Source organism: Polynucleobacter sp. HIN11 (assembly GCF_030297675.1).
Lineage (GTDB): Bacteria > Pseudomonadota > Gammaproteobacteria > Burkholderiales > Burkholderiaceae > Polynucleobacter.
Genome location: NZ_AP028142.1, coordinates 1,160,534 through 1,183,828 on the forward strand (window position 1 = coordinate 1,160,534; position 23,295 = coordinate 1,183,828).

The following is a 23,295-nucleotide window of genomic DNA, read 5'->3' on the forward strand; positions in this document are numbered from 1 at the left end:
TGCCGTGTTAATAAAAAGCTTTATAAATCAAAGCTTCAGCATTCTAACAGACCGCACCCTCCGATTGTGGGCAAAGCGGTCTGATAGTTAATAAAGTTATATAAATCAATAACTTATGATTTAAGGTGCCATCTGGGCATTGAGCTTAATCGCGCTGGGGTCGTGCAATTTGTTCAATGCCGCTAAATAGGCCTTGGCCGAGGCAGCAATAATGTCGGGGTCCATACCTACTCCATTCACAATACGACCCCCTTTAGAGAGCCGAACAGTAACCTCCCCCTGCGACTCGGTTCCTGAAGTAATGGCATTGACTGAGTAGAGCAAGAGTTCAGCGCCGCTTTGTACTTTGTTCTCAATCGCATGCAAGGTGGCATCAACCGGGCCATTACCCTCCGCCTCCGAATGCACATCATGACCACCCATCTTGAACACCACCTTCGCCGATGGCTTTTCACCGGTCTCAGAATGTTGGTTCAAGGAAATGAAACTGAAGTGCTCATTCTGATCAGCCACTGAAGAGTCTGACATTAAAGAAATAATGTCTTCATCAAAAATCTCGGCCTTTTGATCGGCCAAAGCCTTAAAGCGGGCGAAGGCATCATTGAGCTCACTCTCCGACTCCAACACAATCCCCAACTCGGCAATGCGTTGCTTAAAGGCATTCCGGCCGGATAACTTACCAAGCACGATGCGATTGGTTGCCCAGCCCACATCTTCAGCCCGCATGATCTCGTAGGTATCGCGTGCCTTCAATACACCATCCTGATGAATACCTGATGCATGGGCAAAGGCATTGGCGCCAACCACTGCTTTATTCGGTTGCACCACAAAGCCCGTGATTTGCGAGACCAATTTAGAGGCTGGCACGATCTGCTTCGTATCAATGCCCACATCCAACTGAAAGAAATCCTTCCGAGTTCGTACCGCCATGACAATTTCTTCTAAGGACGTATTGCCCGCGCGCTCGCCAAGACCATTAATCGTGCACTCCACCTGGCGGGCGCCGCCAATATGCACACCAGCTAAGGAGTTGGCCACGCCCATCCCTAAATCGTTATGGCAATGCACGGACCAGATGGCTTTGTCTGAGTTCGGAATCCGAGTGCGCAAGGTTTTAATGAACTCGCCATAGAGTTCAGGAACGGCATAACCAACCGTATCAGGAACATTAATGGTGCTCGCACCCTCAGCAATCACTGCCTCCAAGACCCGGCACAAGAAGTCCATATCCGAGCGGTAGCCATCCTCGGGAGAGAACTCAATATCACCTGCCAAGTTTCTGGCAAAGCGGATAGACTTTTTAGCCTGCTCATACACCTGCTCCGGGGTCATGCGCAATTTCTTTTCCATGTGCAAGGCGCTGGTTGCCAAGAACACATGAATACGTTTTGCATTGGCTGCCTTGAGGGCATCTGAAGCGCGAGTGATATCAGTCTCATTGGCACGCGCGAGTGAGCACACCACCGAGTCTTTCACGGCTGCAGCAACCGCAGAGATAGCCGCAAAGTCGCCTTCAGAGCTAGCTGCAAAACCGGCTTCAATCACATCGACCCGTAAGCGCTCGAGTTGACGGGCAATCCGTACCTTTTCATCTCGGGTCATGGATGCGCCAGGTGACTGTTCACCATCGCGCAAGGTGGTATCAAAAATAATTAATCGGTCACTCATCATCTATTCCTTGTCTAAACATCCAATACTGGTTTTCTAAAACAAAAACCCCAGCGGTTTAGCTGGGGCTGGTTTGCGAACTTAGTGCCTTACTTCATGTGTCTAAGCGCGACCCGCCCCGAGCCGAAGGCCCAGTGCTAGAAGAAGTAGAAGCGCATTGAATTGATTCATCATGGAAATACTATACCCCATTTACTCAGACTTGGCTGCAACTGTGGTTTCTCCACCAATCCTGCGCCCCATCGCTCGTTCCCATAACCATAAAACGTAGCCAGAAAGGGAATAAACCACAAATAGGCCAAATAGAGTTAAGGGTGGGTTCGATGAAATCAAGACAAAACCGAGGATTAAAAGCACCATCACCCAAAACGGTACTCGATACCGAATATCCAAGGCTTTGCCACTGTAAAAACGGGCATTCGAGACCATGGTGAGTCCTGCATAAATCGTAATGAAGAAGGTTACTAACGGAATCGCAGAGTCCTTGACTGGTATCTTGTTATCGTCCGCCAACCAAATAAAACCGGCCAAGAGCGCTGCAGCCGCTGGACTTGGCAAGCCCTGGAAAAACTTTTTATCCACCACACCAATATTGGCATTAAAGCGGGCTAAGCGCAGTGCTGCGCCGGCACAATAGGTAAATGCTGCTAACCAGCCCCACTTACCAAGATCTTTTAAGACCCACTCGTACGCCACTAAGGCTGGGGCCACACCGAATGAGACCATATCAGCCAAAGAATCATACTGCTCACCAAACGCGCTTTGGGTGTTGGTCATTCGCGCGATTCGGCCATCCATGCCATCAAGCACCAGCGAAGCAAAGACAGCAATCGCTGCAACCTCAAAGCGATGGTTCATAGCGTTCACAATCGCAAAGAACCCGCAGAACAATGCCGCCGTCGTAAATAAATTGGGTAATAAATAAATGCCTTTGCTACGTGGACGCGGTGGCTCGACGACGAGATCATCCTCCGTCAAATCCTCCACAGAATCCCATTCCTCGCGTCGCGTATTTTTACTCCGCAGAAAACGAGAACGGTCCGGACGGAACTTGCGGCGTGGGGTCATGACTTAATCTAAACCCGGCAAACGTGCCAGCGCGGTATTGGTTGCAAAGACTTTCTCGCCAACACTCACTAAGGGCTCGGCCTCCAAAGGTAAATACACATCCACCCGCGATCCGAAGCGGATAAATCCATAGCGCTCACCGCGCTTGACGCGATCATTAGCACGGATGTAGCACAAAATGCGTCGCGCAACCAAACCTGCGATTTGCACCAAGGTGACCGTTTTGCCATTGGCATCAATCACGACCGCATTACGCTCATTCTCCGTCGAGGCCTTATCAATGCTGGCATTAAAGAACTTACCTGGAAAATAGGTGACCTGCTTAACAAGGCCACTCACGGCACAGCGATTGGAGTGCACATTAAACACATTCATGAACACGCTAATCTTTAAGGCTTCCCGATTGGCATACGGATCATGGGCTTTCTCAACCACCACAATGCGGCCATCGGCTGGCGATAAAACAAGATCCTTACCTAAGGGGGCAATTCGTTGTGGATCACGAAAGAACTGCAAGGTGAAGACAAAGAATAGCCACAATGGCCATGACCAGAAAAAACCAGCATAGCGATGCACTACAAAAGCTAAGACCCCAATCACAACCAGGTAGAGCCAGCCCTCTTTGGCAATGATGGGGTGTGGATACATCATCGGATGATTACCTTCTGAACTTAGTTCTTTGACTGGTCAACGAGTTTGTTCTTCGCAATCCAAGGCATCATGGCACGCAACTTCGCACCCACAACTTCGATCTCATGATCAGCAGTCAAACGACGACGCGAAATCAAGGTTGGTGCGCCAGCCCGATTTTCAAGGATGAAGCTCTTGGCATACTCACCCGTCTGAATGTCGTGCAAGGCCTTGCGCATTGCATTCTTGGTTTCCTCGGTCACAATCCGTGGACCAGTGACATACTCACCGTACTCTGCATTATTTGAAATAGAGTAGTTCATGTTAGCGATACCGCCTTCATAAATGAGATCCACGATGAGCTTTAACTCGTGCAAGCACTCAAAATAGGCCATCTCAGGAGCATAACCGGCCTCCACCAAGGTCTCGTATCCGGCTTTGATTAACTCGACGGTGCCGCCACAGAGTACCGCTTGCTCTCCAAATAAATCGGTTTCGGTCTCTTCACGGAAATTGGTCTCGATCACACCCGCACGGCCACCGCCATTGGCAGTTGCGTACGATAGAGCTAAATCACGTGCAGAGCCCGACTTGTCTTGATAAACCGCAATCAAATGGGGCACGCCACCGCCTTGAGTGTATGTGCTGCGCACAGTGTGGCCAGGAGCCTTAGGCGCAATCATGATCACGTCCAAATCCGCGCGAGGAATCACTTGACCGTAATGCACATTAAAGCCATGAGCAAACGCTAAAGCAGCGCCTTGCTTGATGTTGGGATGTACTTCGTTTTTATACACCTCGGCAATTTGCTCGTCAGGCAACAGCATCATCACAACGTCTGCGTCCTTCACTGCTTCAGCAACTTCTTTCACTTGCAAGCCCGCATTCGCTGCTTTTTTCCAGGATGCGCCGTCTTTACGTAAACCGACGGTGACTTTCACGCCGGAGTCGTTGAGGTTTTGTGCATGGGCATGGCCTTGCGAGCCATAACCAATGATGGTTACCTTTTTACCCTTGATCAGGGACAGATCGGCGTCCTTGTCATAAAAAACTTTCATACGATTTCCTTAAATTAAATACAGAGTGATTAAAACTAAACTTTCAGAATACGTTCGCCGCGCCCAATTCCCGAGCCGCCTGTGCGGACCGTCTCAAGAATCGATGCACGATCAATTGCACTAATGAAGGCATCCAACTTACTACTTACGCCTGTGAGCTCAATCGTGTAACTTTTATCAGTCACATCAATAATGCGGCCTCGGAATATATCCGCAGTACGCTTTAACTCCTCGCGCTCTTTACCAACGGCCCTCACCTTAATCATCATGAGCTCGCGTTCGATATGAGGACCCTCGGTTAAATCAAAGACCTTCACCACCTCGACCAAACGGTTGAGATGCTTGGTGATTTGCTCAATCACATCATCCGAACCAATCGTGACCAAGGTCATGCGCGACAAAGACGGGTCTTCAGTCGGCGCAACGCTCAATGTCTCAATGTTGTAACCGCGCGCTGAGAACAAACCAACGACGCGCGAGAGCGCTCCTGGCTCGTTCTCGAGCAAAACAGAAATAATGTGACGCATTAGAGATCCTCGCTTCCAAGCAGCATCTCGCTAATACCCTTACCCGCTTGCACCATCGGCCAAACGTTTTCCTGTGGATCAATCTGGAAATCCATAAATACGGTGCGATCCTTCAATTTGAGGGCCTCTTTGAGCGCTGGCTCCACATCGGCCTTGGTCTCAATCCGCATCCCCACATGGCCATAGGCTTCAGCCAACTTCACAAAATCGGGTAGTGAGTCCATGTATGAACTGGAATAGCGCTTGCTGTAGGTCAACTCTTGCCATTGACGCACCATGCCTAAATACCGATTGTTTAAGGAAACGATCTTAATCGGCGTGTTGTACTGAGTGAGCGTTGAAAGCTCCTGAATACACATCTGGATCGAACCCTCTCCGGTAATGGTGACGACCTCCTGATCAGGGAACGCCTTTTTAATTCCCATGGCATAGGGCAAACCAACGCCCATGGTGCCTAAACCACCCGAGTTAATCCAGCGACGCGGTTCATTAAACTTATAAAACTGGGCCGCCCACATCTGATGTTGGCCAACATCTGAACACACAAAGGCATCGCCCTTAGTCAACTCCCAAAGCTTCTCAACCACGTATTGAGGCTTCACGATTTGCGAGTCACGATCGTATTTCAAGCAATCGCGCTTCTTCCATTCATTAATCTGATCCCACCACGCCTTCACCTTCGCTTGATTCTTGCGTGCTGGTGCCGCTCTTAATTGCGCGCTCATGTCGACCAAAATCTCTTTGAGATCACCGACAATCGGAACGTCCACCTTAACGCGCTTTGAAATCACCGATGGATCAATATCAATATGAACAATCTTGCGTGGATGGCTAGCGAAGTGTGCTGGGTTTCCAATCACGCGATCATCAAAACGGGCGCCGATTGCAATCAACACATCGCAGTGCTGCATGGCCATATTGGCTTCATAGGTGCCATGCATTCCAAGCATGCCCACAAACTGCTCATGCGTGCCCGGGAATCCACCCAAGCCCATGAGAGTATTGGTTACGGGATAGCCCAAGAGTTCGGCAAACTCTTTAAGCTCTTTGGCAGCTTCGGCCATGATGATCCCGCCACCCGTATAAATATAAGGCCGCTCAGCCTCTTGTAATAAAGAGACGGCTTTGCGGATTTGGCCGCTATGACCCTTGATCACCGGATTGTACGAACGCATGCTCAAACTATCGGGGTAAACAAAAGGTGCTTTAGTGGCCGAGATATCTTTTGGAATATCGACTAACACGGGGCCAGGACGACCAGTGCGTGCAATATGAAAAGCCTTTTTAAGTGTGATGGCAAGGTCATTAATGTCCTTGACCAAGAAATTGTGTTTGACGATGGGTCGTGTAATGCCCACGGTATCGGCCTCTTGAAAGGCATCCTCACCAATCGCGTAGGTTGGCACGTTACCGGTGATGATGACCATCGGAATCGAATCGGTGTAAGCGGTCGCAATCCCAGTGACCGCATTCGTGACTCCTGGGCCGGAGGTAACCAATGCCACACCGACCTTACCGGTGGCACGCGCATAGCCATCAGCTGCATGAACTGCCGCTTGTTCGTGACGAACCAAAATATGTTCAAACTTATCTTGTTTGAAGATCTCGTCGTAAATAAAGAGAACCGCACCACCAGGATATCCCCATACGTACTCCACCCCCTCGGCATGCAAGGCATGCACCAACATCTCAGCACCAATCATTTCAGGGGCGGATTGTTTTGTGGGGCTTGGGTTAGAGTCGGTTTGAGACCCGGTTGCGGCCTGACCACCTTTGGTGGCTAAGAATTCAGCATTACTCGTATTCATTGTCATTTTCCTTTGCAATTTTCGGCAAAAAATTGTTTAGGCTGTTCTGTCCCTTACTTATGGTCCGGGTTCGAACGGCACTGCCGCAAAGAAAAAAGACTGCCACTTCTTGGATGGTCTCTTTGCGGTAAGCTCTCCATTGTAAAGCAATAGCCTAGAATGAGCGAGTTTAGGCACTATTTTGGGTCGAAAACGAATAACGAAACCACAAAAACACACTCATTAATCCGCAGTAATTCACATGGCTTCTGCCCAAGAACTCGACCAATTTCTGGCTGGCATTGAGAAAAAAGCCTTCAAACAGGCCGTCTATGCAGTTCGGGATGAGGCCGCTGCCCTTGATGTGGTGCAAGATGCCATGATTAGCTTGACTCAAAAATACGGCGATCGGCCGGCCGCAGAGCTGCCACTGATTTTTACCCGAATTCTGCAAAATCGGATTCATGACTGGTTTCGTCGCCAAAAAGTGCGCTCCGCCCACGAGACCCCCTTCTCAGCATTGGGATCGGGTAATGATGGCGAGGAAGACTTTGATCCTTTGGAGCTTATTGAGATCCGGGATGGAGGTCCAATACCCCTAGATGCCAGTGCGGCATTAGCCAATCAAGAGTTATTGGCTATCCTTGAGGCAGAAATATCAAAATTGCCAAGTCGTCAACGAGAGGCCTTCCTCATGCGTTATTGGGATGAACTGAGTACTTCTGAAACAGCCCTTGCCATGGGATGCAGCGAGGGCAGTGTAAAAACCCATTGCTCCCGAGCCGCCCACACCTTGGCAGCTGCATTGAGGGCCAGAGGAATTGTGTTGTGATGATGAACAAGAATAAACAAAATTTAGATCCAGTTGAGCAAGAGTTTGGAAAGCGGGTAACCCGTCTATTAAGCGCTCAATCAGAAAATCTCAGCAGCGATATCCAATCGCGCTTGCAAGATGCTCGTGCGACTGCGCTCAGTCGCGCCAAGCCTGAACCTGTATTTGTTGCACAACTCCAAACGACGCATCGTAGCTTTCGGACCTCATCTTGGAATAAACCCATATGGTCATTCACTGGTTGGCTCGTACCCATTACCGTCGTAGTTCTTGGCTTAATTGCCATCACCGAATGGCAAGAAGACTTGCGCATCAATGATATTGCCAATGTCGATATTGCCCTCCTAACCGATGACGTTCCACCCGATGCATTTGTTGATAACGGCTTTATGGCGTTCCTAAAACTAAAGACCCTCGCCAAACCAGAGACGGATGATAAAAAGTCCGACGACGAAAAAATTTAGCGATGCAATTTCGACTTCTAGCACCAGCCCTTCTCACTCTCTTCATCGCACTGTCGAACTCTGGGGCTCATGCGCAGAATACTGGAGTAACCCAGCCCTCCCCGACAACTGTTGGCAAGAAAGTCGATAAGCTCGCCTGGAATCAATTAAACCCACTGCAGCAAACCGTACTTGCGCCATTGGAGAGTGATTGGGAAACCTTGAGCAATGACCGTAAAACAAAATGGTTACGGGTCGCGAATCGCTACCCCTATATGACCTCCCCCGAGCAAGAACGGCTCCAGGGACGAATGGCCGATTGGGCAAAGCTGCCCCAAAAAGATCGGCGTATCGCACGCGATAACTATCTGACGAGCCTACAAATCCCAGCGGAACAAAAAGCGGCTGCTTGGGAAGCTTATCAACAACTCTCCGAAGAAGAAAAGCAAAAGCTTGCTCAGCAAGAACTCAATAAAAGAAAATCAAGCGCAGCTACCGCACCTGCAATTCAGCCGCGCGCAGTCATCAATACCCCCTCAGGGCCCGCACCAAACTCCACAATCAAATAAACTCTGGGGATGAACCCCGCAGAGCTCAATGCCTTACCGCCACCTCGATTTTGGCGACGCGTATTTTGTAATCTTTATGAACAACTTCTACTGGTTGGAGTATTAGCGCTCACCTTTATGGTCCCCAATTTATTAATCGGGGTTCTATTTGGTATCGCGATCCCCAGTTGGCTCAGTTTTTTCTACTTATATGGTGTGCTGGGGTTTTACTTTGTCTGGTACTGGCGACGCAACGGACAAACCTTAGCCATGCAAACCTGGCGCATCCAAATCGTCGCTGAGGATGGCGGTCTGCTAGCCAAAAATCAGGCGCTGTGGCGCTACGTCTACGGCTCGCTGTGGATCGTACCCTGCCTCATCATCCACGCCATCTATCCGCTACGGGGTTGGCAAATCATTGGGCTCCTGTTTGCGGTTTCTCTTTTCCTTTGGCCGCTCAGTATGTATTTGGATCGCAAATATCGTCAAGGCATACCCGATCGCATGGCACAAACGAAGTTAATTCAGTTGCCACCCAAATCAAAGGTTAAGGAGGCCGCCGCTCCAAAAGCGGACTAAACCTCGCGTAGACATTCCATCGTGCTCGCGGTCTGGATCTTTTGCTGTAAACGAAAACCAGCCAGCAAACTGACGCACACGCCCAAAACAATACCAAGTCCAATTGCTGTACCAAAGGAATAGAACTCAATTTCCAATAGGTAGCGGCCCAAGGCCCACGTAGTAGCGCTTGCTGCCAAGCCGCCTAATAGTCCCGATAGAAATCCAATGGTGGTGAGCTCAATGACCACGAGCTGCGCCAAGGTTCGTTTTGATGCCCCCACTGCCTTAAGCAGAGCCGCATCCCGAAAACGATCGTCTTGCGTAGATCCAATTGCAGCAAAGAGCACCAAAATAGCAGCACACAAGGTAAACACCAATAACAAACCCAATGCGCTCGCTAGACGATTTAAGACCTCCTGAATTTGACGAATCGAGTTCTCAATATCAACAATCGTCAAATTAGGATAGGTCTGAGCTAACTTGAGATCCAAGTTCTCACGCTCTCTGGGTTGGTGATAGGAGGTAATCCAAGATTTAGGGAAATCATCCAAGGCCGCAGGCGGAAAGATCACAAAGAAATTAACCTGCATGGATCCCCAATCGAGCTTGCGCATCGAGGTAATGGGTGCAGTAATTTTTTGGCCAGCGATATCAAAACTCATTTGATCGCCCATGCGCAGATTCAGGGTCTTCGCAATACCACTCTCAATCGAAATTTGTGGAGTTGCCGAATTGCCAAACCATTGACCAGAAACCAATTGATTGTCACTGGGTAATTGATTGGTATACGAGAGATTAAATTCTCGATCAACCAAGCGGCGTGCATTGTCGGTTTGATAGTTATCGGGCATGACCTCACGCTCATTGATATGCGTGAGTCGACCCCGAACCATCGGATATAGTTGCGCCTGCGCAATGCCACCGATATTTAACATGCGCTGCACGTCTGCCTTTTGATCATTTTGGATATTGATCAAAAATCGATTGGGGGCATTATCAGGGACATTAGCTTGCCAACTTTGCAATAGGTCTTGGCGTAACAAAAAGATCAGTAAGAGTGCCATGATGGCCAATGCCAAAGAGCTCACCTGAATCATGGCAAAAGCAGCGCGGCGCGATTGTGTACTAATCGCAAAGCGGGTCACAAAGCCAATCCTCGCTAGATAGCGTGATTGGCTAAAGCGCTCGAGGCCCCACAGACCAAGCCAAGCGAGCCCGGCAAAGAGTAAGGCGCCAATCCCAAATGAACCGGTTGCCCAAACGAGTAACTTCAGGTCGCGGGTTGCCCAAAAGACCAAAGCCAAGCAACTAATGAGTCCAAATAGCGCAATCGATTTGGCCGCTAACGGTACTTTGCCAAACTCTCGACGCACTAGACGCAATGGAGAGATCTGACTTAAGGTCAAGATTGGTGGCCCAGCAAAGCCAAATAGGAGTAACAGAGCAAATGCAATGCTCCAGACCAACGGCCAAACCGATGGCAAAGGCAGACGAGTTTGAATAAGCCCCCCCAGGAGCTGCATTAAGGCTTCTTGAGCAAACCAACCGATCAATCCGCCAAGAATGGTGGCTACCACGCCAATGAGGGTAAGAACAAGCAGTTGCTTGCGCAAAATCTGTCCCTGACTCGCGCCAAAGCATTTCCATACCGCACAACTATCCGCTTGCTTGAGAACATAGCGTCTGGCTGCAAGTGCAATTGCCAAGGCGCAGATCAGTGCTGTCATTAAGGCTACTAGTGATAAAAAGCGCTCTGCTCGCTCCAAGGTCTTGCGCATCATCAGCTGAGCATTTTCCAAGGACTCAATCCGAATACCGCGCAGTTTTTCTTGCTCAATATGATTGAGAGCCCAATCTTGATAGTCCCGGATTTGACGATCTGTTCCAGAAACCAGTAGGCGATAGGTAACGCGACTTCCAAAACCAATCAGCCCAGTGCTTGCCAAATCATCAATACTGATCATTGCTCGAGGTGCAAAGTTCATAAAAGCTGCACCACGATCCAGTTCTCGCACTATCACCGCATCAATCCGAAATTGACGATCGCCGATGTTTAGTGAGTCACCTAACTTGGCACGCAGAGAAATCAACACAGCCGGGTCAACCCAAACCGTATTTTTAGGAGGCATCCCAGTGACCTCTTCAATCGATCGCTCGTCGACCCTGCCATCAATGACTTGACGACTAATTTGCAACTGGCCCCGAAGAGGATAAAGAGCGCTCACCGCTTTTAATGAACTTAATTTACTTTCCCCGCCATGGCTCACCATGCTTGGGAATACGACTGTTTGGGCAATGTTGAGCTTTTTGGACCTTGCCTCCTCAATTAATGCAGGCGAGATCGGCTGATCCGCAGCAATTAATAGATCGGCAGCCAGCAGTGTACGGCCATCGATTTCAAAACTGCGTTGGAGCCGATCGGCCAAAAAGCTAACGCTAGAGAGCGCAGCTACTGAAAGCACGAGGGCCACAAAGAGCCAAAAGAGCTCTTTGGCGCGCAGCTCCTTAAAGAGCATCTGCATCTGTATTAAATGCTAGGCACCTGACCGCCATCCACCCGTATTACTGACCCCGTAATGTAGGAAGCGTTTTGACTCGCCAAGAATGCAGCGGTATCGCCATACTCTTTTGGATCACCATAACGGCCTGCGGGAATGGTCTTCAGACTGGCACTTACGACCGCATCGTAAGAGATGTTCTCACGCTTAGCGCGCGCTTCATCAAGTTGGCGCAAGCGATCAGTGGCCACGCGACCTGGCATGATGACATTGACAGTCACACCATCGGCTGCCACCTCGGCAGCCAAGGTTTTGGACCAACCTAGTAACGCGGCACGAAGCGTATTCGAAATTGCTAAATTACGAATTGGCACGATGGCTCCAGAAGTGGTACTGGTAATAATCCGGCCCCATCGACGCTCGCGCATGCCCGGCAGGACCCGATCGGTAATTTTCATGAGGGAGAGAACCATCTCCTGAAAACTTTTTTGCCATAGCTGTGGATCTTGACCGCTCGCCGTTGTGGGTGGCGGCCCCCCAGTGTTATTAATCAAGATATCAATTGGGCCTAGTTGGCTCTCAACCGTTTGAACATGGCCATCAATCGCATTGAGATCGGCGAGATCCCAATTTAAGGCAAGCGCCTTGCCGCCAACCGATTCAATCATTTTGACCGTTTGCGCGAGACCCTCGGCATTGCGACCGGTTATAGCAACGTGTACGCCTTCACGTGCCAAAGCAGTCGCCATGGCTTGCCCTAAACCACGGCTTGATGCCAGCACTAACGCGGTCTTTCCTTTAATTCCCAAGTCCATCGTGCATCCCCTTATTCGTTGTTTTATTGATTGATTGACTTCATCTGAACCAATGGTTTTGGCAGGTTCTTGGTACCCGCATCCAAATCGGCTTCAAACCGCTGCAAGATAGTCGCAAACGCTTGTTGCAAACCATTAGCTAGCGTATTGGGACGATTATCCTTTAAAGGAACGCGCTGTGTGTAACGGCTGTTCATCAAGATGGGATTTTGGGAGCCTGAGGACAGAACGACCAAATAGAACTCGATGCTAACAACCGCTTCTGCTTGATTGCGATAGTCCCCATAAAACTCAGTGACATTAACCTGGAGGGTGTAATACGGAAAGAAGGTGTTACTTTGATTAACAGTTGCTTTAAAAATATTGGCGTCACTGATCCACTGACGCGTCGCATTACCAACCATCTCCGCTGGACTGGAAATATAGCCGTTATAGAAATCCTTCTCATAGCGCTGATCGGCCAAGCGATAAACCATGGATTTACTATCAAATGGTCCATTGACCGATACTGGCCCAACCTTTAACCAAAAATCGGTATTGGGTTTACGGGGCTCCCCAGTTCGCTTTGGATCAATCAACCAAGTGCTAGTTTCAAGATTGGGTCGGGTGGGGGCGCAAGCCGCCAAGATAGAAATGCCAGTCAACAGGACCAAGACTCGCGTGAGGCGACGTAATGCAAAGCTCATTTTTGAACTCCAGTTTGGGGCAAGGTAATGCGCGGTGGGGGCTCTCCCCAAACCATGCTGCTCGGATATCGGCTAGCCACTTTGGCAAAATCATTCAACTGATCGGTAATTTGCTTGAGATTATCGATTGAGGTAATGGTGTCGCCTTGCATACTCGATAAGGTTTGACGAAGAATGACCGTGGTCGCAATCACTTCGCGCATCAAGAGCTCAAGCTCTGCTTTATTAGCGACCTCATCAATTCTGCCAAGCAATACATTTAAGCGCTCAACCGATTTTGCGATCCCGGAATTATCTTTACCATCGCCACCAATGATGGTGTTGAGATTGGTCAGCAGCACATCAAATTTTTTCTGAGTTTCTGCTAAATTCATCTCGCCCAAGTTATCCAATACCTTACGAATTCCTGAGAAAAAAATGTCGGTCTGACTAGGTAGGGAATCAATCACCAAATACTCAGGTTTCCAGTTATATGGGAGAGACTTATAGTTATTCATATCACGCACGTAGTCGAGCTCGACATAATTCACGCCGGTAATCCCCTGACTTTTCACACGAGCGCGCAAGTCCTTTGGTAGTTGCTTAGTGGGTCCTAATAATTTTTCTTCATCACCATCAATCAGCATCCGCACTACGACATACTCCTTGCGCTCAGGGAACGGTTCATTGGACTCATACAAGGCACCTGACAAGCCAATAAAGGTTACTTGCCCCACTTTCACCCCCCGAAATCGTACTGGGGCGCCTACATCTAATCCCGTAATTGATTGCTCAATATAAGTCTCCGCCATCGTTGTTTTCTTAAAGAGCTGGCCAGTTCCAAACACCAAAATCAAGGCAAGAATGGCAGCAAAGCCGGCAAACACAAACAATCCCAAGCGAAAGTAATTTGGATTCGATTGACTCATGCTGCTTCCTTCGACATAACGCGATTAAAAAATTGATGCACTTTGGGATCAGTACTGGTATCTCGTAAGACACGAGGATCGCCTTGCGCAATAATACTTTTAGTATCTTTATCTAACATAATCACTCGATCCGCAATCGCATAAATACTGGCTAACTCGTGGGACACGATCACAAACGTGATGCCCAAATTTTTGGCCAAATCCAAAATGGTCTGATCTAAATCAGCGGATGTAATCGGGTCAAGGCCAGCGGACGGTTCATCTAGAAACAAAATCTTCGGGTCTAAAGCCATGGCACGCGCAATTGCTGCCCGCTTTTGCATTCCTCCGCTAATCTCATTGGGCATGTAATTGGCATAGGGTAATAAACCCACTAGGTCTAATTTACAACGCGCCAATAAGTCCATCTCGTCATCGCTGAGGTCGGTGTATTCCTCCATAAAGAGTCGGACGTTTTCAAGGAGGGTCATCGAACCAAATAATGCGCCTTGCTGATACATCACCCCAAAATGGGTCATGATGTCTTGGCGTTCCTGACCAATCGCTTGGGTAATGTTCATCCCTTCAATCCAGACATCGCCGGCAAGAGGTTGATAGAGTCCAAACAGATTTTTAAGTAAGCTCGATTTTCCACAACCGGACCCGCCAAGAATAATAAAGATCTCCCCATCGGCTACCGAGAAATTAAGGTTTTGTAACAGCACCTTGCTGCCATAGCCAACGGTTAGATTTTTGACCTCAATTGGATTCATTAGAAACCTGTTCGGTATGAGACATAGGCAAAAATACCATCCACCACTGTAATCATCACAATGCTACTTACTACTGCGCGCGTGGTCGAGATACCCACTGCGGCTGCTCCAGTGCCCGTTTGCATGCCCCGCAAGCAACCCACACTCGCGACCACGACACCAAATAGGGTGGCCTTGGTTAATCCAGAAAAAATATCCTCCAGTAGCACAGTATTGAGCACACCTTCATAAAAGTTCACCAAAGGTACGCCATAGATCAACATGGTGAGCGAGGATGAAAAGACGCTAACTAAGTCGGCATAAATGGTCAAGATGGGTGCCACAACCAAACCTGCTAAGACTCGGGGCAGAACCAAAAAACGAATGGGGTTTAATCCAGCGGTTACTAAGGCATCCACTTCACTGTTGACGGTCATAGTACCGATTTCAGCTGCAAAGGCGGCAGAGGATCGACCTGCCAATAGGATGGCAGTAATCAAGGGTCCCAACTCCCGAAAGATCCCCAAGGAAACGAGCGGACCGACAAAGGTAATGGCTCCAAACTTTTCCATACCAATGGCTGACTGAAAGGACAAAATCACACCAATCAGAAATGCCACCAATCCAACAATCGGCATTGCCGCAAGACCCGCTTGTACGGCAACGCTGGCAAAATCTTGCCAACGGACTTTTAGGGGATTGCGTGCAGCCCAAGCGAGTTCGCTGGCAACTTGGCCAGTAAAAAAGATAATGTCTCGAATATCGTTCCACAAAAAGACAGCTGCCTTGCCGGTCTTAACTAGCACTCCCACATCTGGAACTGCGTCTTCCTTCGGAAATAATTTCTCAAACGGTGCAAAGCGTTTTAATTGATTTTGATGGGTGGCACTAAATCCCTGCAGTTCGATCGCCCCACCGTGCAAGGCTTGGGCATGTTGCAAATCAATGATGAATGCCAAACCTGCACCATCAATGTACTCAATGGCTGCACCATTAATTTGCAGCGTTTTACTTTCGGCCCCCTGCCCTAACCATTGCATTTGCCGATTGCGAACGTCTTGCCAGGTGTGCCCCAAGGTATCAGCACTGATTCGGCCCGATAGGGTTACACAAGCAATCGCTCTGGATACATGCCAGCTTGCAACCGGGATTGATGAAGTGATGGTGGTAGATGAAGCCATATTCTGACTATTAAAGCAAAGAATCGTGACTTACAAAAAATCTGCCACAAGGGCAGATCTAGGAATATGGCGCGGCTGGCAGGATTCGAACCCACGACCCCTTGGTTCGTAGCCAAGTACTCTATCCAACTGAGCTACAGCCGCATGAGGCAGAATTATGCCATGGATACGAAGAACTACATCACACCGGCTGGGCATGAGGCTTTAAAAACCGAGCTTTTGCAGCTTTTGGACCAAGAGCGCCCACAAATTGTGCAGGTGGTGCATTGGGCAGCATCCAACGGGGATCGCTCTGAAAACGGTGATTACATTTACGGCAAGAAGCGTTTACGTGAGATCGATCGGCGCATTCGCTTCCTCAATCAACGTCTTGAGAATGCTGTGGTGGTCAATAACCAAGAACGTATTGCAAATGGCGGCGATCCCGAGCAGATCTTCTTTGGAGCAACCGTTGTTTATAGTGATGGTGACGGGGTTGATACCCAAATTCGGATTGTTGGCATCGATGAGGTCGATCTTGAGAAAGGCTATGTGAGCTGGATCTCGCCAATTGCGAAAGCACTAATCAAGGCCAAAGTAGGCGATACGGTCCGCATTCAAACGCCAGCAGGTGCCAAAGAAATTGATATTCTGGATGTGCGTTACGAGGACTACTAAACGCTTTTATTACGGATTACCCGAAATACATCGGCATTCGCGCGCAGGCCCCGCAATACGCGCGAGAGATGCAAACGGTTTAATACCTGAATCGTGAAGCGCATCGTGACCGAGTCTTCTTTGTATTTATCGTCCATTGAGACATTGAGGATGTTCGAGTCAGCTGAAGTGATCGAACTCGCAACGCGGGCCAACACCCCTTTTCCTTGCTTAGTGTCCACTGTAATGGCCACATCAAACTCTCGGTTGGTATCTTTACTCCATTGCACACCAACCCACTTATCGCTATCTTTGGACAGCATGCGATGAGCTACCTTACAGTCCTGAGTGTGGATTTGCAGCCCCTCACCCTTACCAAGATAGGCCATGATGTCATCCCCAGGAATTGGATGGCAACAGCTTTGAAAGCTTACTGACATGCCCTCACGGCCATCCACGACGAGGGCTTGTGTTTGCGTCTCTTGATCAGAGCTGCCCCAATCATTTGAGCCCAAGCGCATTTGCTCCGCCCCGCCCTCTTCACCAATCAGAATTTTTAGACGGGTCGCCAACTCGGCAGCGGTACGTCGGCCCAGCACAATATTGACACAGACCTCCTCGCGCGATTTATCACCAGTCCAATGCAGTAACTTTTCCCAAATCTCGGGAGTAAGGAGCCCCGCATCAACTCCCTGTTGTCGCAATGCGCTCGCCAATAAACGTTCGCCTAACTGTAACGCCTCGGCATAGTGCTTGGTTTTCAATGAATGGCGGATCGCTGCTCGGGCCTTACCGGTGCGCACAAACTCTAACCACCCTGGATTGGGTTGAGAGGTTGTGGAATTGATCACTTCCACAATATCGCCATTTTTGAGTTCAGTGCGTAACGGTAGTTGTAAATTATTCACCTTGACTGCCACGCAGGTATTACCAAGGTCACTATGAATCGAGTAGGCAAAGTCGAGGGCTGTTGCGCCCCGTGGTAACGCCCGTATTTGCCCTTTGGGGGTAAACACATAGACAGCATCGGGGAATAAATCAATCTTGACGTGCTCTAAGAATTCTTGGGAGTCACCGCTGTTGTCCTGAATATCCACGAGCGACTGCAGCCATTGGTGCGCACGGTTTTGCACTTCACTCAATTCGGGTGAACCGTCCTTATAGGCCCAATGGGCTGCCACTCCAGATTCAGCTACGGCGTGCATATCCGCAGTGCGTACCTGAAACTCCACTGGCACTCCGGATGGACCCACTAAGGTGGTGTGCAAAGACTGATAGCCATTGAGTTTAGGAATCGAGATGTAATCCTTGAACTTCCCAGGCATGGGCTTATAGATAGCATGCAAAATGCCGAGGGCACGATAGCACTCATCCACGGTTCGTACCGTGACTCGGAACGCATAAACATCCAAAACCTGCGAGAAGCTCAAATGCTTACTACGCATTTTGTTGTAGATACTAAATAGGGTTTTCTCACGACCCTGCAAATCAACTTCGATCCCGGCTTTCGCAAACTGCATCCGTACCGTATCCAGAATCTTATCCACCATCTCACGGCGATTGCCACGCGCCTTCTTTACTGCTTTCTCAATGGCCCTAAAGCGCATGGGCATTGAGTGTTTAAAGCTGATGTCTTGCAGATCACGGTAGATTAAGTTAAGCCCCAGACGATGTGCGATCGGGGCGTAGATTTCCATGGTTTCCAATGCAACCCGGCGTCGTTTTTCAATCGGCACCGCATCGAGGGTGTGCATATTGTGGGTTCGGTCAGCTAACTTGACCAAGATGACCCGCACATCACGGGCCATGGCCATAAACATTTTCCGAAAGCTCTCAGCCTGGGCCTCGGCATGACTTTGAAACTCTAATTTGTCGAGTTTGGTTAAACCCTCAACTAGCTCGGCCACTTTCGCGCCAAACTGATTCACGAGGTCAGTCTGGGTGCAACCAGAATCCTCAATCACATCATGGAGCAAAGCGGCCATGATGCTTTGGGCATCTAAGCGCCAGGTTGCACAGAGCTCAGCGACTGAGACCGGATGGCTGATGTAAGGCTCTCCGCTATGGCGATATTGGCCTAAGTGCGCGGCATCCGCAAACTGAAAGGCCTTCTTAATTTGGTTAATTTCCTCGGGCTTCAGATAATGAAGCTTCTCGGTCAAGCTCGTAATCGATACAACTTGCTGCTTAGGCGGCAAAGTCGGTTGCGAGGTAGGGCCAAAGAGATGGCGGCTGGATTGCTCCAGCAAAGAGGCAATCACGCTTTGAGCGGGATTGGCGCTTGGTAAAGGCTTACCTGTGCGAATCTGGCTAGACGAGACTTCGTCTAGCGAACCCGTTGTGGTGACTGTAGACGCCACAGCGGGACCCCGGATTAGAGAGGTACTTTGGTCAGCATATCCCGATCGGTTACCCCAACAGCGATCTCACGCAATGCAACCACGGTTGCCTTATCTTTTGCGTCGACTCGGGCTGCGTGACCCTGAACCAATTGGCGGGCCCGATAGGTGCCAGCGAGGACTAACTCAAAACGATTGGGAATGGTTTTTAAACAATCTTCTACGGTAATACGGGCCATTCTGAACTCACTTATTTAGATTAATACCGATAGGATACCCGATGACAGCCCATCATGCCCCAAGTCGCTTGACTAAGGCTGGATAACGGGCCATCATCGGCCCCGTCCGTAGCCGGCTGGCTGCCACAATCGCCTGCAGGTCTTTTAAGGCGTCGGCAAAGACCTCATTAATCACAATAAAGTCGGCTTCGTGAGCATGTTGCAGCTCAATATGAGCGGCTGCAACGCGCTTGGCAATCGTGATCTCATCGTCCTGGCCGCGCTTGTGCAAACGCTCCGCAAGAGCCTCAATAGAGGGTGGGAAGATAAATACCCAAATCGCTTGGGGAATTAGTTTACGAATTTGCTGTGCGCCCTGCCAATCAATTTCCAGGATCACATCCTGACCTTGTTGCATTTGACCTTCTATCCACGAACGCGAGGTGCCATAGAGATTGCTGTGCACCTCGGCGGACTCCAGAAAATCACCGGCCGCTTGTTTGGCCAAAAAGGTTTCTTTGGTAATAAAGGAGTAATCACGCCCATCCAACTCACCGGCACGCGGTGCACGCGTAGTGAACGACAGCGAAAGCTGTAATCGATGATCGGACTCCAATAACGCATTGACTAAAGAGGATTTGCCAGCCCCCGAAGGGGCCACGATCATCAGCATACTGCCCTGATAGGTGGTTGGAGCACTCATGGTCATCACTCTAAATTTTGCACTTGCTCGCGCATTTGCTCAATCAATAATTTGAGCTCCAAGGCAGTGTTCGTGCAATCCTCATGGACCGCCTTGGATCCGAGGGTGTTTGCCTCGCGATTAAGCTCCTGAATTAAGAAGTCTAAACGCTTACCGACAGCCCCGCCCTCTGCCAGGGCCGTCCTTGCAACCTGGATATGCGTTTTGAGACGAGCCAATTCTTCGGCAACATCAATCCGTACTGCATATAAGACAACCTCTTGCCGGATACGCTCCATTAGCTCAGCATTAAAGGGGATATTGGCTTGGGTTGCATGCACGCCCAATGCTTCCTCGATCCGAGTGACTAATTTATTTTGGTAGAGGGTCACGATTTCTGGGATGCGGGGCTCAAGCCGAGTAACCATGTCTTGCATCGCATCGAGAGCATTCGTTAATACCTTAGCGAGTGCTTGGCCCTCGATTTGCCGTGATTGGATTAATTGCCGTAAGGCCTCTTCGCCAGCCTTTAGGGTGGCACTTTGCCATTGATCCTCGGCGGTCTCCGATTCGGTTACAACACCCGGATAGCGCAGGATATCGGCGACGCGCAACTCTTCGGCCGCAGGAAATTGCTCCTGAATCATGGCTTGTGCTTGTTTTAAGGCGATCAACTTTGCTGGATCGATCGAGATGGTTTGGGAGCGCGCATGCTCACCAGTGCTTTGCCGCCACGCAGCCCGAAACTCGACCTTACCGCGCTTTAAGTGCTTATTAAGGAGCTCACGCAAAGCGCCTTCAGCAGCACGACACTCATCGGGTATCCGAAAGCTCAAATCCAAAAAGCGACTGTTGACCGCCCGGATCTCAACCTGCAGATTGGCATAACCCCCCTCACCCATTTCAATAGGATGGGAAGCGCTGCCATAGCCGGTCATGCTCGATATCATGTAGGCATTGTAAATTGCAAAAAAGGAACTCCCCCATGAATCGTCCCAGTCAACGCCAAGCACGCGATCTGCGGCCCATTACCATTACTCGCTCATTTACCAAGCACGCAGAGGGTTCGGTTCTTATTGAGTTTGGGGATACCAAAGTTCTTTGCACGGCAAGCGTTCTTGAAAAGGTGCCGCCCCATCAAAAAGGCTCTGGCGAGGGTTGGGTCACCGCGGAATACGGCATGCTGCCCCGCTCCACCCATACTCGCTCTGATCGTGAAGCCGCCCGGGGCAAGCAAAGTGGGCGAACTCAAGAGATTCAGCGATTGATTGGACGAGCCATGCGCAGTGTCTTTGATCTCAAATTACTCGGTGAGCGCACTATTCATCTCGATTGCGATGTATTGCAAGCCGATGGCGGAACGCGGACTGCGGCAATTACCGGCGCCTATGTGGCTGCCCGCGATGCGGTCAATCATTTGCTCAATCAGAAGATGATTGCCTCCGACCCGATGATTGATAGTGTTGCGGCGATCTCGGTAGGTATCTACCAGGGCGTTCCGGTTCTCGATCTCGATTACGCAGAGGACTCAGAGTGCGACACCGATATGAACGTGGTGATGACCGGTCGCGGCGGCATGATTGAAGTGCAAGGAACCGCTGAAGGCGCCCCATTCTCGCGTACCGAACTCGAGGCATTATTAAATCTTGCCCAAGCAGGTATTGAGGAATTAACACGCATCCAGAAAAGCGCCTTAGCCGCATGAGTCGACGGTTGGTCTTAGCTTCGAATAATGCTGGGAAGCTCAGAGAGTTTGCACAACTATTTAAACCCTTTGCGATTGAACTCATCCCCCAGGGGCAGCTTGGGATTAGTGCGGCAGAAGAACCCTTTGACCGCTTTATCGATAATGCGCTAGAAAAGGCACGCCATGCCAGCAAGCTCAGTGGTCTACCCGCCATTGCCGATGACTCCGGCATTTGTGTGGATGCCTTAGGTGGTGCGCCCGGTGTTCGCTCAGCTCGCTTTGCCGGTGAGCACTGCTCAGACACCGATAACAACCAAAAGCTACTGTCATTACTCGCGGGCGAGCTAAATCGTAAAGCGCACTATGTATGCGCCCTAGTGGTGGTTCGCGAGGCCGATGATCCCAACCCAATCGTCGTTGAAACCCATTGGGACGGCGAGATCATCTACGAAGCGCGTGGTCAACATGGTTTTGGCTACGATCCCTACTTTTATCTCCCTAAACATCAGATGACCGCAGCAGAACTCAGCCCAGAGCGCAAGAATGCCATTAGCCATCGCGGCCAGGCGCTGATTCAGCTCATGGAGCAATTAGAGAAAGATCCGTTTTTTCAGAAAACCGATGATTAACTCTGGTATCGCACTAACCGCACTTCCCCCTCTCTCGCTCTATATCCACTTCCCATGGTGTGAGCGTAAGTGCCCATATTGCGACTTTAATTCCCATCAGGTCAAGGATGGTGGATTTAACGAGAGCCGTTATATCGAAGCACTCATCTCAGATCTTCAAACCGAGCTGCCGAATGTCTGGGGTCGTCGCGTTCATACGATTTTTATTGGCGGTGGAACCCCTAGTCTCTTATCTCCAAAGGGTCTTGATCATCTCTTATCGCACGTACGGGCGCTTATCCCGATGGAACCTCATGCTGAAATCACTCTCGAGGCCAATCCAGGTTCAGTGGAATCAGCGAAGTTTGCCGAGTTCGCTAGCATCGGCATTAACCGTGTGTCGCTTGGGATCCAGAGCTTTAACTCAGATCATCTCAAGGCATTGGGGCGGATTCACAATCAGCAGGATGCGCGCCGTGCCATAGAAATCGCACACGATCACTTTGAGCGCATCAATCTTGATTTGATGTACGCTCTTCCACAGCAAACCCTTGCCCAGTCACAAGCCGATCTCAGAGAAGCTCTGGCATTTAATACATCGCATCTATCGCTCTATCACCTAACACTCGAACCGAATACCTATTTTGCGAGTCACCCGCCAGCACTTCCGCACGAAGATGAGAGTGATGCCATGTTTGAATCCGCCCTAGAAATGTTGGCAGCGCATGGCTACGACCGATATGAGGTATCGGCCTATAGCAAGCCCAAACAACAATCCAAGCACAATCTCAATTATTGGGAGTTTGGTGACTATATTGGTATTGGTGCGGGTGCGCACGGTAAGATTTCCTATCCAAATCGCATCACACGGCAGATTCGTGAGCGCCACCCTGAGACTTATATGGGCAGGATGACAGAACAAGGTCATGCTGTCATTGAAAATCGTTTACTCACGCAAGACGATTTACCGTTTGAGTTCATGTTGGGAGCACTTCGATTAATGGATGGGGTGCCAACAAGTATGTTCTCAGAGCGAACGAGCCTCGGGCTTAATACGATTAGCAAACCAATTACAGAGGCTCTGCGTAAGGGGCTATTGGACGAAGATCCAACGCGACTCAAAGCTAGCCCACTGGGCATGCGCTATCTCAATGATCTGCAGGAATTGTTCTTGAAATAGATGA

At 49.7% G+C, this 23,295-nt stretch carries 24 protein-coding genes and 1 tRNA gene; 8 read left to right on the forward strand and 17 right to left on the reverse strand.

The genetic code is table 11. From position 1 onward, the window contains the following. Nucleotides 1-120 precede the first annotated feature (120 nt). The 6 genes from QUE60_RS06090 to QUE60_RS06115 form a co-directional block, all read right to left on the reverse strand. Nucleotides 121-1,668 carry a 2-isopropylmalate synthase gene (locus QUE60_RS06090; protein WP_286223207.1) on the reverse strand — a complete coding sequence of 516 codons (1,548 nt, stop codon included), beginning with the start codon at nucleotides 1,666-1,668 and terminating at the stop codon, nucleotides 121-123. A gap of 192 nt (nucleotides 1,669-1,860) precedes the next feature. Beyond that, nucleotides 1,861-2,736 (reverse strand): CDP-diacylglycerol--serine O-phosphatidyltransferase, encoded by an 876-nt coding sequence (gene pssA / locus QUE60_RS06095; protein ID WP_286223208.1) that lies wholly within the window; start codon nucleotides 2,734-2,736, stop codon nucleotides 1,861-1,863. A gap of 3 nt (nucleotides 2,737-2,739) precedes the next feature. Continuing rightward, nucleotides 2,740-3,387: a phosphatidylserine decarboxylase gene (locus QUE60_RS06100; RefSeq protein WP_286224984.1), complete on the reverse strand. Its 648-nt coding sequence runs from the start codon at nucleotides 3,385-3,387 to the stop codon at nucleotides 2,740-2,742. Between the two features lie 20 nt (nucleotides 3,388-3,407). Further along, entirely contained in the window at nucleotides 3,408-4,424 is a 1,017-nt protein-coding gene (gene ilvC / locus QUE60_RS06105; RefSeq protein WP_286224985.1) for a ketol-acid reductoisomerase, read from the reverse strand. A gap of 35 nt (nucleotides 4,425-4,459) precedes the next feature. Further along, nucleotides 4,460-4,951 (reverse strand): acetolactate synthase small subunit, encoded by a 492-nt coding sequence (gene ilvN / locus QUE60_RS06110; protein ID WP_286223211.1) that lies wholly within the window; start codon nucleotides 4,949-4,951, stop codon nucleotides 4,460-4,462. Further along, nucleotides 4,951-6,759 carry an acetolactate synthase 3 catalytic subunit gene (locus QUE60_RS06115; protein ID WP_286223212.1) on the reverse strand — a complete coding sequence of 603 codons (1,809 nt, stop codon included), beginning with the start codon at nucleotides 6,757-6,759 and terminating at the stop codon, nucleotides 4,951-4,953. The genes ilvN and QUE60_RS06115 overlap by 1 nt, the downstream gene beginning before the upstream one ends. Nucleotides 6,760-7,000: 241 nt before the next feature. Here QUE60_RS06115 and QUE60_RS06120 point away from each other — a divergent pair, with 241 nt between their 5' ends. From QUE60_RS06120 to QUE60_RS06135, 4 genes are read left to right on the forward strand one after another with little or no spacing between them, the layout of a single operon-like run. Further along, nucleotides 7,001-7,570, forward strand: coding sequence for an RNA polymerase sigma factor (locus QUE60_RS06120; protein ID WP_286223213.1), 570 nt, complete (start codon nucleotides 7,001-7,003; stop codon nucleotides 7,568-7,570). Continuing rightward, nucleotides 7,570-8,034, forward strand: a complete 465-nt coding sequence (locus tag QUE60_RS06125) for a DUF3619 family protein (protein ID WP_286223214.1) — start codon at nucleotides 7,570-7,572, stop codon at nucleotides 8,032-8,034. The genes QUE60_RS06120 and QUE60_RS06125 overlap by 1 nt, the downstream gene beginning before the upstream one ends. Nucleotides 8,035-8,036: 2 nt before the next feature. Continuing rightward, nucleotides 8,037-8,582, forward strand: coding sequence for a DUF3106 domain-containing protein (locus QUE60_RS06130; RefSeq protein WP_286223215.1), 546 nt, complete (start codon nucleotides 8,037-8,039; stop codon nucleotides 8,580-8,582). Nucleotides 8,583-8,591: 9 nt separating this feature from the next. After that, nucleotides 8,592-9,140 (forward strand): RDD family protein, encoded by a 549-nt coding sequence (locus QUE60_RS06135; RefSeq protein ID WP_286223216.1) that lies wholly within the window; start codon nucleotides 8,592-8,594, stop codon nucleotides 9,138-9,140. Here the strand turns inward: QUE60_RS06135 and QUE60_RS06140 are convergent. The 7 genes from QUE60_RS06140 to QUE60_RS06170 all read right to left on the reverse strand — a co-directional run bounded on the left by QUE60_RS06140 (nucleotide 9,137) and on the right by QUE60_RS06170 (nucleotide 16,085). Further along, nucleotides 9,137-11,644 (reverse strand): ABC transporter permease, encoded by a 2,508-nt coding sequence (locus QUE60_RS06140; RefSeq protein ID WP_286226412.1) that lies wholly within the window; start codon nucleotides 11,642-11,644, stop codon nucleotides 9,137-9,139. The two genes, QUE60_RS06135 and QUE60_RS06140, sit on opposite strands and share 4 nt — an antisense overlap. A gap of 5 nt (nucleotides 11,645-11,649) precedes the next feature. Beyond that, nucleotides 11,650-12,435: an SDR family oxidoreductase gene (locus QUE60_RS06145; RefSeq protein WP_286226413.1), complete on the reverse strand. Its 786-nt coding sequence runs from the start codon at nucleotides 12,433-12,435 to the stop codon at nucleotides 11,650-11,652. Between the two features lie 23 nt (nucleotides 12,436-12,458). Next, nucleotides 12,459-13,121 (reverse strand): ABC-type transport auxiliary lipoprotein family protein, encoded by a 663-nt coding sequence (locus QUE60_RS06150; RefSeq protein ID WP_286223219.1) that lies wholly within the window; start codon nucleotides 13,119-13,121, stop codon nucleotides 12,459-12,461. Continuing rightward, complete coding sequence (locus QUE60_RS06155; protein WP_286224993.1) at nucleotides 13,118-14,029, reverse strand: MlaD family protein; 912 nt, start codon at nucleotides 14,027-14,029, stop codon at nucleotides 13,118-13,120. Before QUE60_RS06155 ends, QUE60_RS06150 begins: the two co-directional genes overlap by 4 nt. Next, entirely contained in the window at nucleotides 14,026-14,781 is a 756-nt protein-coding gene (locus QUE60_RS06160; RefSeq protein ID WP_286223221.1) for an ABC transporter ATP-binding protein, read from the reverse strand. The genes QUE60_RS06155 and QUE60_RS06160 overlap by 4 nt, the downstream gene beginning before the upstream one ends. Continuing rightward, on the reverse strand, nucleotides 14,781-15,941 hold the full coding sequence (locus tag QUE60_RS06165; RefSeq protein ID WP_286226414.1) for an ABC transporter permease: 1,161 nt from the start codon (nucleotides 15,939-15,941) through the stop codon (nucleotides 14,781-14,783). Before QUE60_RS06165 ends, QUE60_RS06160 begins: the two co-directional genes overlap by 1 nt. A 67-nt stretch (nucleotides 15,942-16,008) precedes the next feature. Further along, nucleotides 16,009-16,085 (reverse strand) — tRNA-Arg (locus tag QUE60_RS06170). Between the two features lie 18 nt (nucleotides 16,086-16,103). Between QUE60_RS06170 and greB the strand changes: the two genes are divergently transcribed. Beyond that, a complete protein-coding gene (greB, locus tag QUE60_RS06175) occupies nucleotides 16,104-16,598 on the forward strand; it encodes a transcription elongation factor GreB (RefSeq protein ID WP_286223223.1) in 495 nt (164 codons plus the stop codon). Here the strand turns inward: greB and QUE60_RS06180 are convergent. The 4 genes from QUE60_RS06180 to QUE60_RS06195 all read right to left on the reverse strand — a co-directional run bounded on the left by QUE60_RS06180 (nucleotide 16,595) and on the right by QUE60_RS06195 (nucleotide 20,766). Further along, nucleotides 16,595-18,883, reverse strand: coding sequence for a RelA/SpoT family protein (locus QUE60_RS06180; protein WP_286227499.1), 2,289 nt, complete (start codon nucleotides 18,881-18,883; stop codon nucleotides 16,595-16,597). The genes greB and QUE60_RS06180 overlap by 4 nt on opposite strands. Nucleotides 18,884-18,951: 68 nt before the next feature. Then, entirely contained in the window at nucleotides 18,952-19,155 is a 204-nt protein-coding gene (gene rpoZ, locus QUE60_RS06185; RefSeq protein ID WP_108508758.1) for a DNA-directed RNA polymerase subunit omega, read from the reverse strand. Nucleotides 19,156-19,207: 52 nt separating this feature from the next. Continuing rightward, complete coding sequence (gmk, locus tag QUE60_RS06190) at nucleotides 19,208-19,843, reverse strand: guanylate kinase (protein WP_286226415.1); 636 nt, start codon at nucleotides 19,841-19,843, stop codon at nucleotides 19,208-19,210. After that, a complete protein-coding gene (locus QUE60_RS06195; RefSeq protein WP_286226416.1) occupies nucleotides 19,843-20,766 on the reverse strand; it encodes a YicC/YloC family endoribonuclease in 924 nt (307 codons plus the stop codon). Before QUE60_RS06195 ends, gmk begins: the two co-directional genes overlap by 1 nt. 35 nt (nucleotides 20,767-20,801) lie before the next feature. On the opposite strand from QUE60_RS06195, the gene rph reads away from it, so the two are divergent. Genes rph through hemW form a run of 3 tightly spaced genes read left to right on the forward strand, consistent with a single transcriptional unit; the run spans nucleotide 20,802 to nucleotide 23,291 of the window. Beyond that, nucleotides 20,802-21,521, forward strand: a complete 720-nt coding sequence (gene rph / locus QUE60_RS06200) for a ribonuclease PH (protein ID WP_286226417.1) — start codon at nucleotides 20,802-20,804, stop codon at nucleotides 21,519-21,521. Further along, entirely contained in the window at nucleotides 21,518-22,132 is a 615-nt protein-coding gene (gene rdgB / locus QUE60_RS06205; RefSeq protein WP_286226419.1) for an RdgB/HAM1 family non-canonical purine NTP pyrophosphatase, read from the forward strand. Before rph ends, rdgB begins: the two co-directional genes overlap by 4 nt. After that, nucleotides 22,125-23,291: a radical SAM family heme chaperone HemW gene (gene hemW, locus QUE60_RS06210; protein WP_286226420.1), complete on the forward strand. Its 1,167-nt coding sequence runs from the start codon at nucleotides 22,125-22,127 to the stop codon at nucleotides 23,289-23,291. Before rdgB ends, hemW begins: the two co-directional genes overlap by 8 nt. Nucleotides 23,292-23,295: the final 4 nt, after the last annotated feature.

Coding starts and splice junctions, on each gene's coding strand:
- rph (WP_286226417.1), top strand. CDS start 20,802: ATGAATCGTCCCAGTCAACGCCAAGCACGCGATCTGCGGCCCATTACC.
- QUE60_RS06115 (WP_286223212.1), bottom strand. CDS start 6,759: ATGAATACGAGTAATGCTGAATTCTTAGCCACCAAAGGTGGTCAGGCC.
- QUE60_RS06120 (WP_286223213.1), top strand. CDS start 7,001: ATGGCTTCTGCCCAAGAACTCGACCAATTTCTGGCTGGCATTGAGAAA.
- ilvC (WP_286224985.1), bottom strand. CDS start 4,424: ATGAAAGTTTTTTATGACAAGGACGCCGATCTGTCCCTGATCAAGGGT.
- QUE60_RS06125 (WP_286223214.1), top strand. CDS start 7,570: ATGATGAACAAGAATAAACAAAATTTAGATCCAGTTGAGCAAGAGTTT.
- pssA (WP_286223208.1), bottom strand. CDS start 2,736: ATGACCCCACGCCGCAAGTTCCGTCCGGACCGTTCTCGTTTTCTGCGG.
- greB (WP_286223223.1), top strand. CDS start 16,104: ATGGATACGAAGAACTACATCACACCGGCTGGGCATGAGGCTTTAAAA.
- rpoZ (WP_108508758.1), bottom strand. CDS start 19,155: ATGGCCCGTATTACCGTAGAAGATTGTTTAAAAACCATTCCCAATCGT.
- gmk (WP_286226415.1), bottom strand. CDS start 19,843: ATGACCATGAGTGCTCCAACCACCTATCAGGGCAGTATGCTGATGATC.
- ilvN (WP_286223211.1), bottom strand. CDS start 4,951: ATGCGTCACATTATTTCTGTTTTGCTCGAGAACGAGCCAGGAGCGCTC.
- rdgB (WP_286226419.1), top strand. CDS start 21,518: ATGAGTCGACGGTTGGTCTTAGCTTCGAATAATGCTGGGAAGCTCAGA.
- QUE60_RS06140 (WP_286226412.1), bottom strand. CDS start 11,644: ATGCAGATGCTCTTTAAGGAGCTGCGCGCCAAAGAGCTCTTTTGGCTC.
- QUE60_RS06195 (WP_286226416.1), bottom strand. CDS start 20,766: ATGATATCGAGCATGACCGGCTATGGCAGCGCTTCCCATCCTATTGAA.
- QUE60_RS06135 (WP_286223216.1), top strand. CDS start 8,592: ATGAACCCCGCAGAGCTCAATGCCTTACCGCCACCTCGATTTTGGCGA.
- QUE60_RS06155 (WP_286224993.1), bottom strand. CDS start 14,029: ATGAGTCAATCGAATCCAAATTACTTTCGCTTGGGATTGTTTGTGTTT.
- QUE60_RS06165 (WP_286226414.1), bottom strand. CDS start 15,941: ATGGCTTCATCTACCACCATCACTTCATCAATCCCGGTTGCAAGCTGG.
- QUE60_RS06090 (WP_286223207.1), bottom strand. CDS start 1,668: ATGAGTGACCGATTAATTATTTTTGATACCACCTTGCGCGATGGTGAA.
- hemW (WP_286226420.1), top strand. CDS start 22,125: ATGATTAACTCTGGTATCGCACTAACCGCACTTCCCCCTCTCTCGCTC.
- QUE60_RS06145 (WP_286226413.1), bottom strand. CDS start 12,435: ATGGACTTGGGAATTAAAGGAAAGACCGCGTTAGTGCTGGCATCAAGC.
- QUE60_RS06150 (WP_286223219.1), bottom strand. CDS start 13,121: ATGAGCTTTGCATTACGTCGCCTCACGCGAGTCTTGGTCCTGTTGACT.
- QUE60_RS06130 (WP_286223215.1), top strand. CDS start 8,037: ATGCAATTTCGACTTCTAGCACCAGCCCTTCTCACTCTCTTCATCGCA.
- QUE60_RS06160 (WP_286223221.1), bottom strand. CDS start 14,781: ATGAATCCAATTGAGGTCAAAAATCTAACCGTTGGCTATGGCAGCAAG.
- QUE60_RS06100 (WP_286224984.1), bottom strand. CDS start 3,387: ATGATGTATCCACACCCCATCATTGCCAAAGAGGGCTGGCTCTACCTG.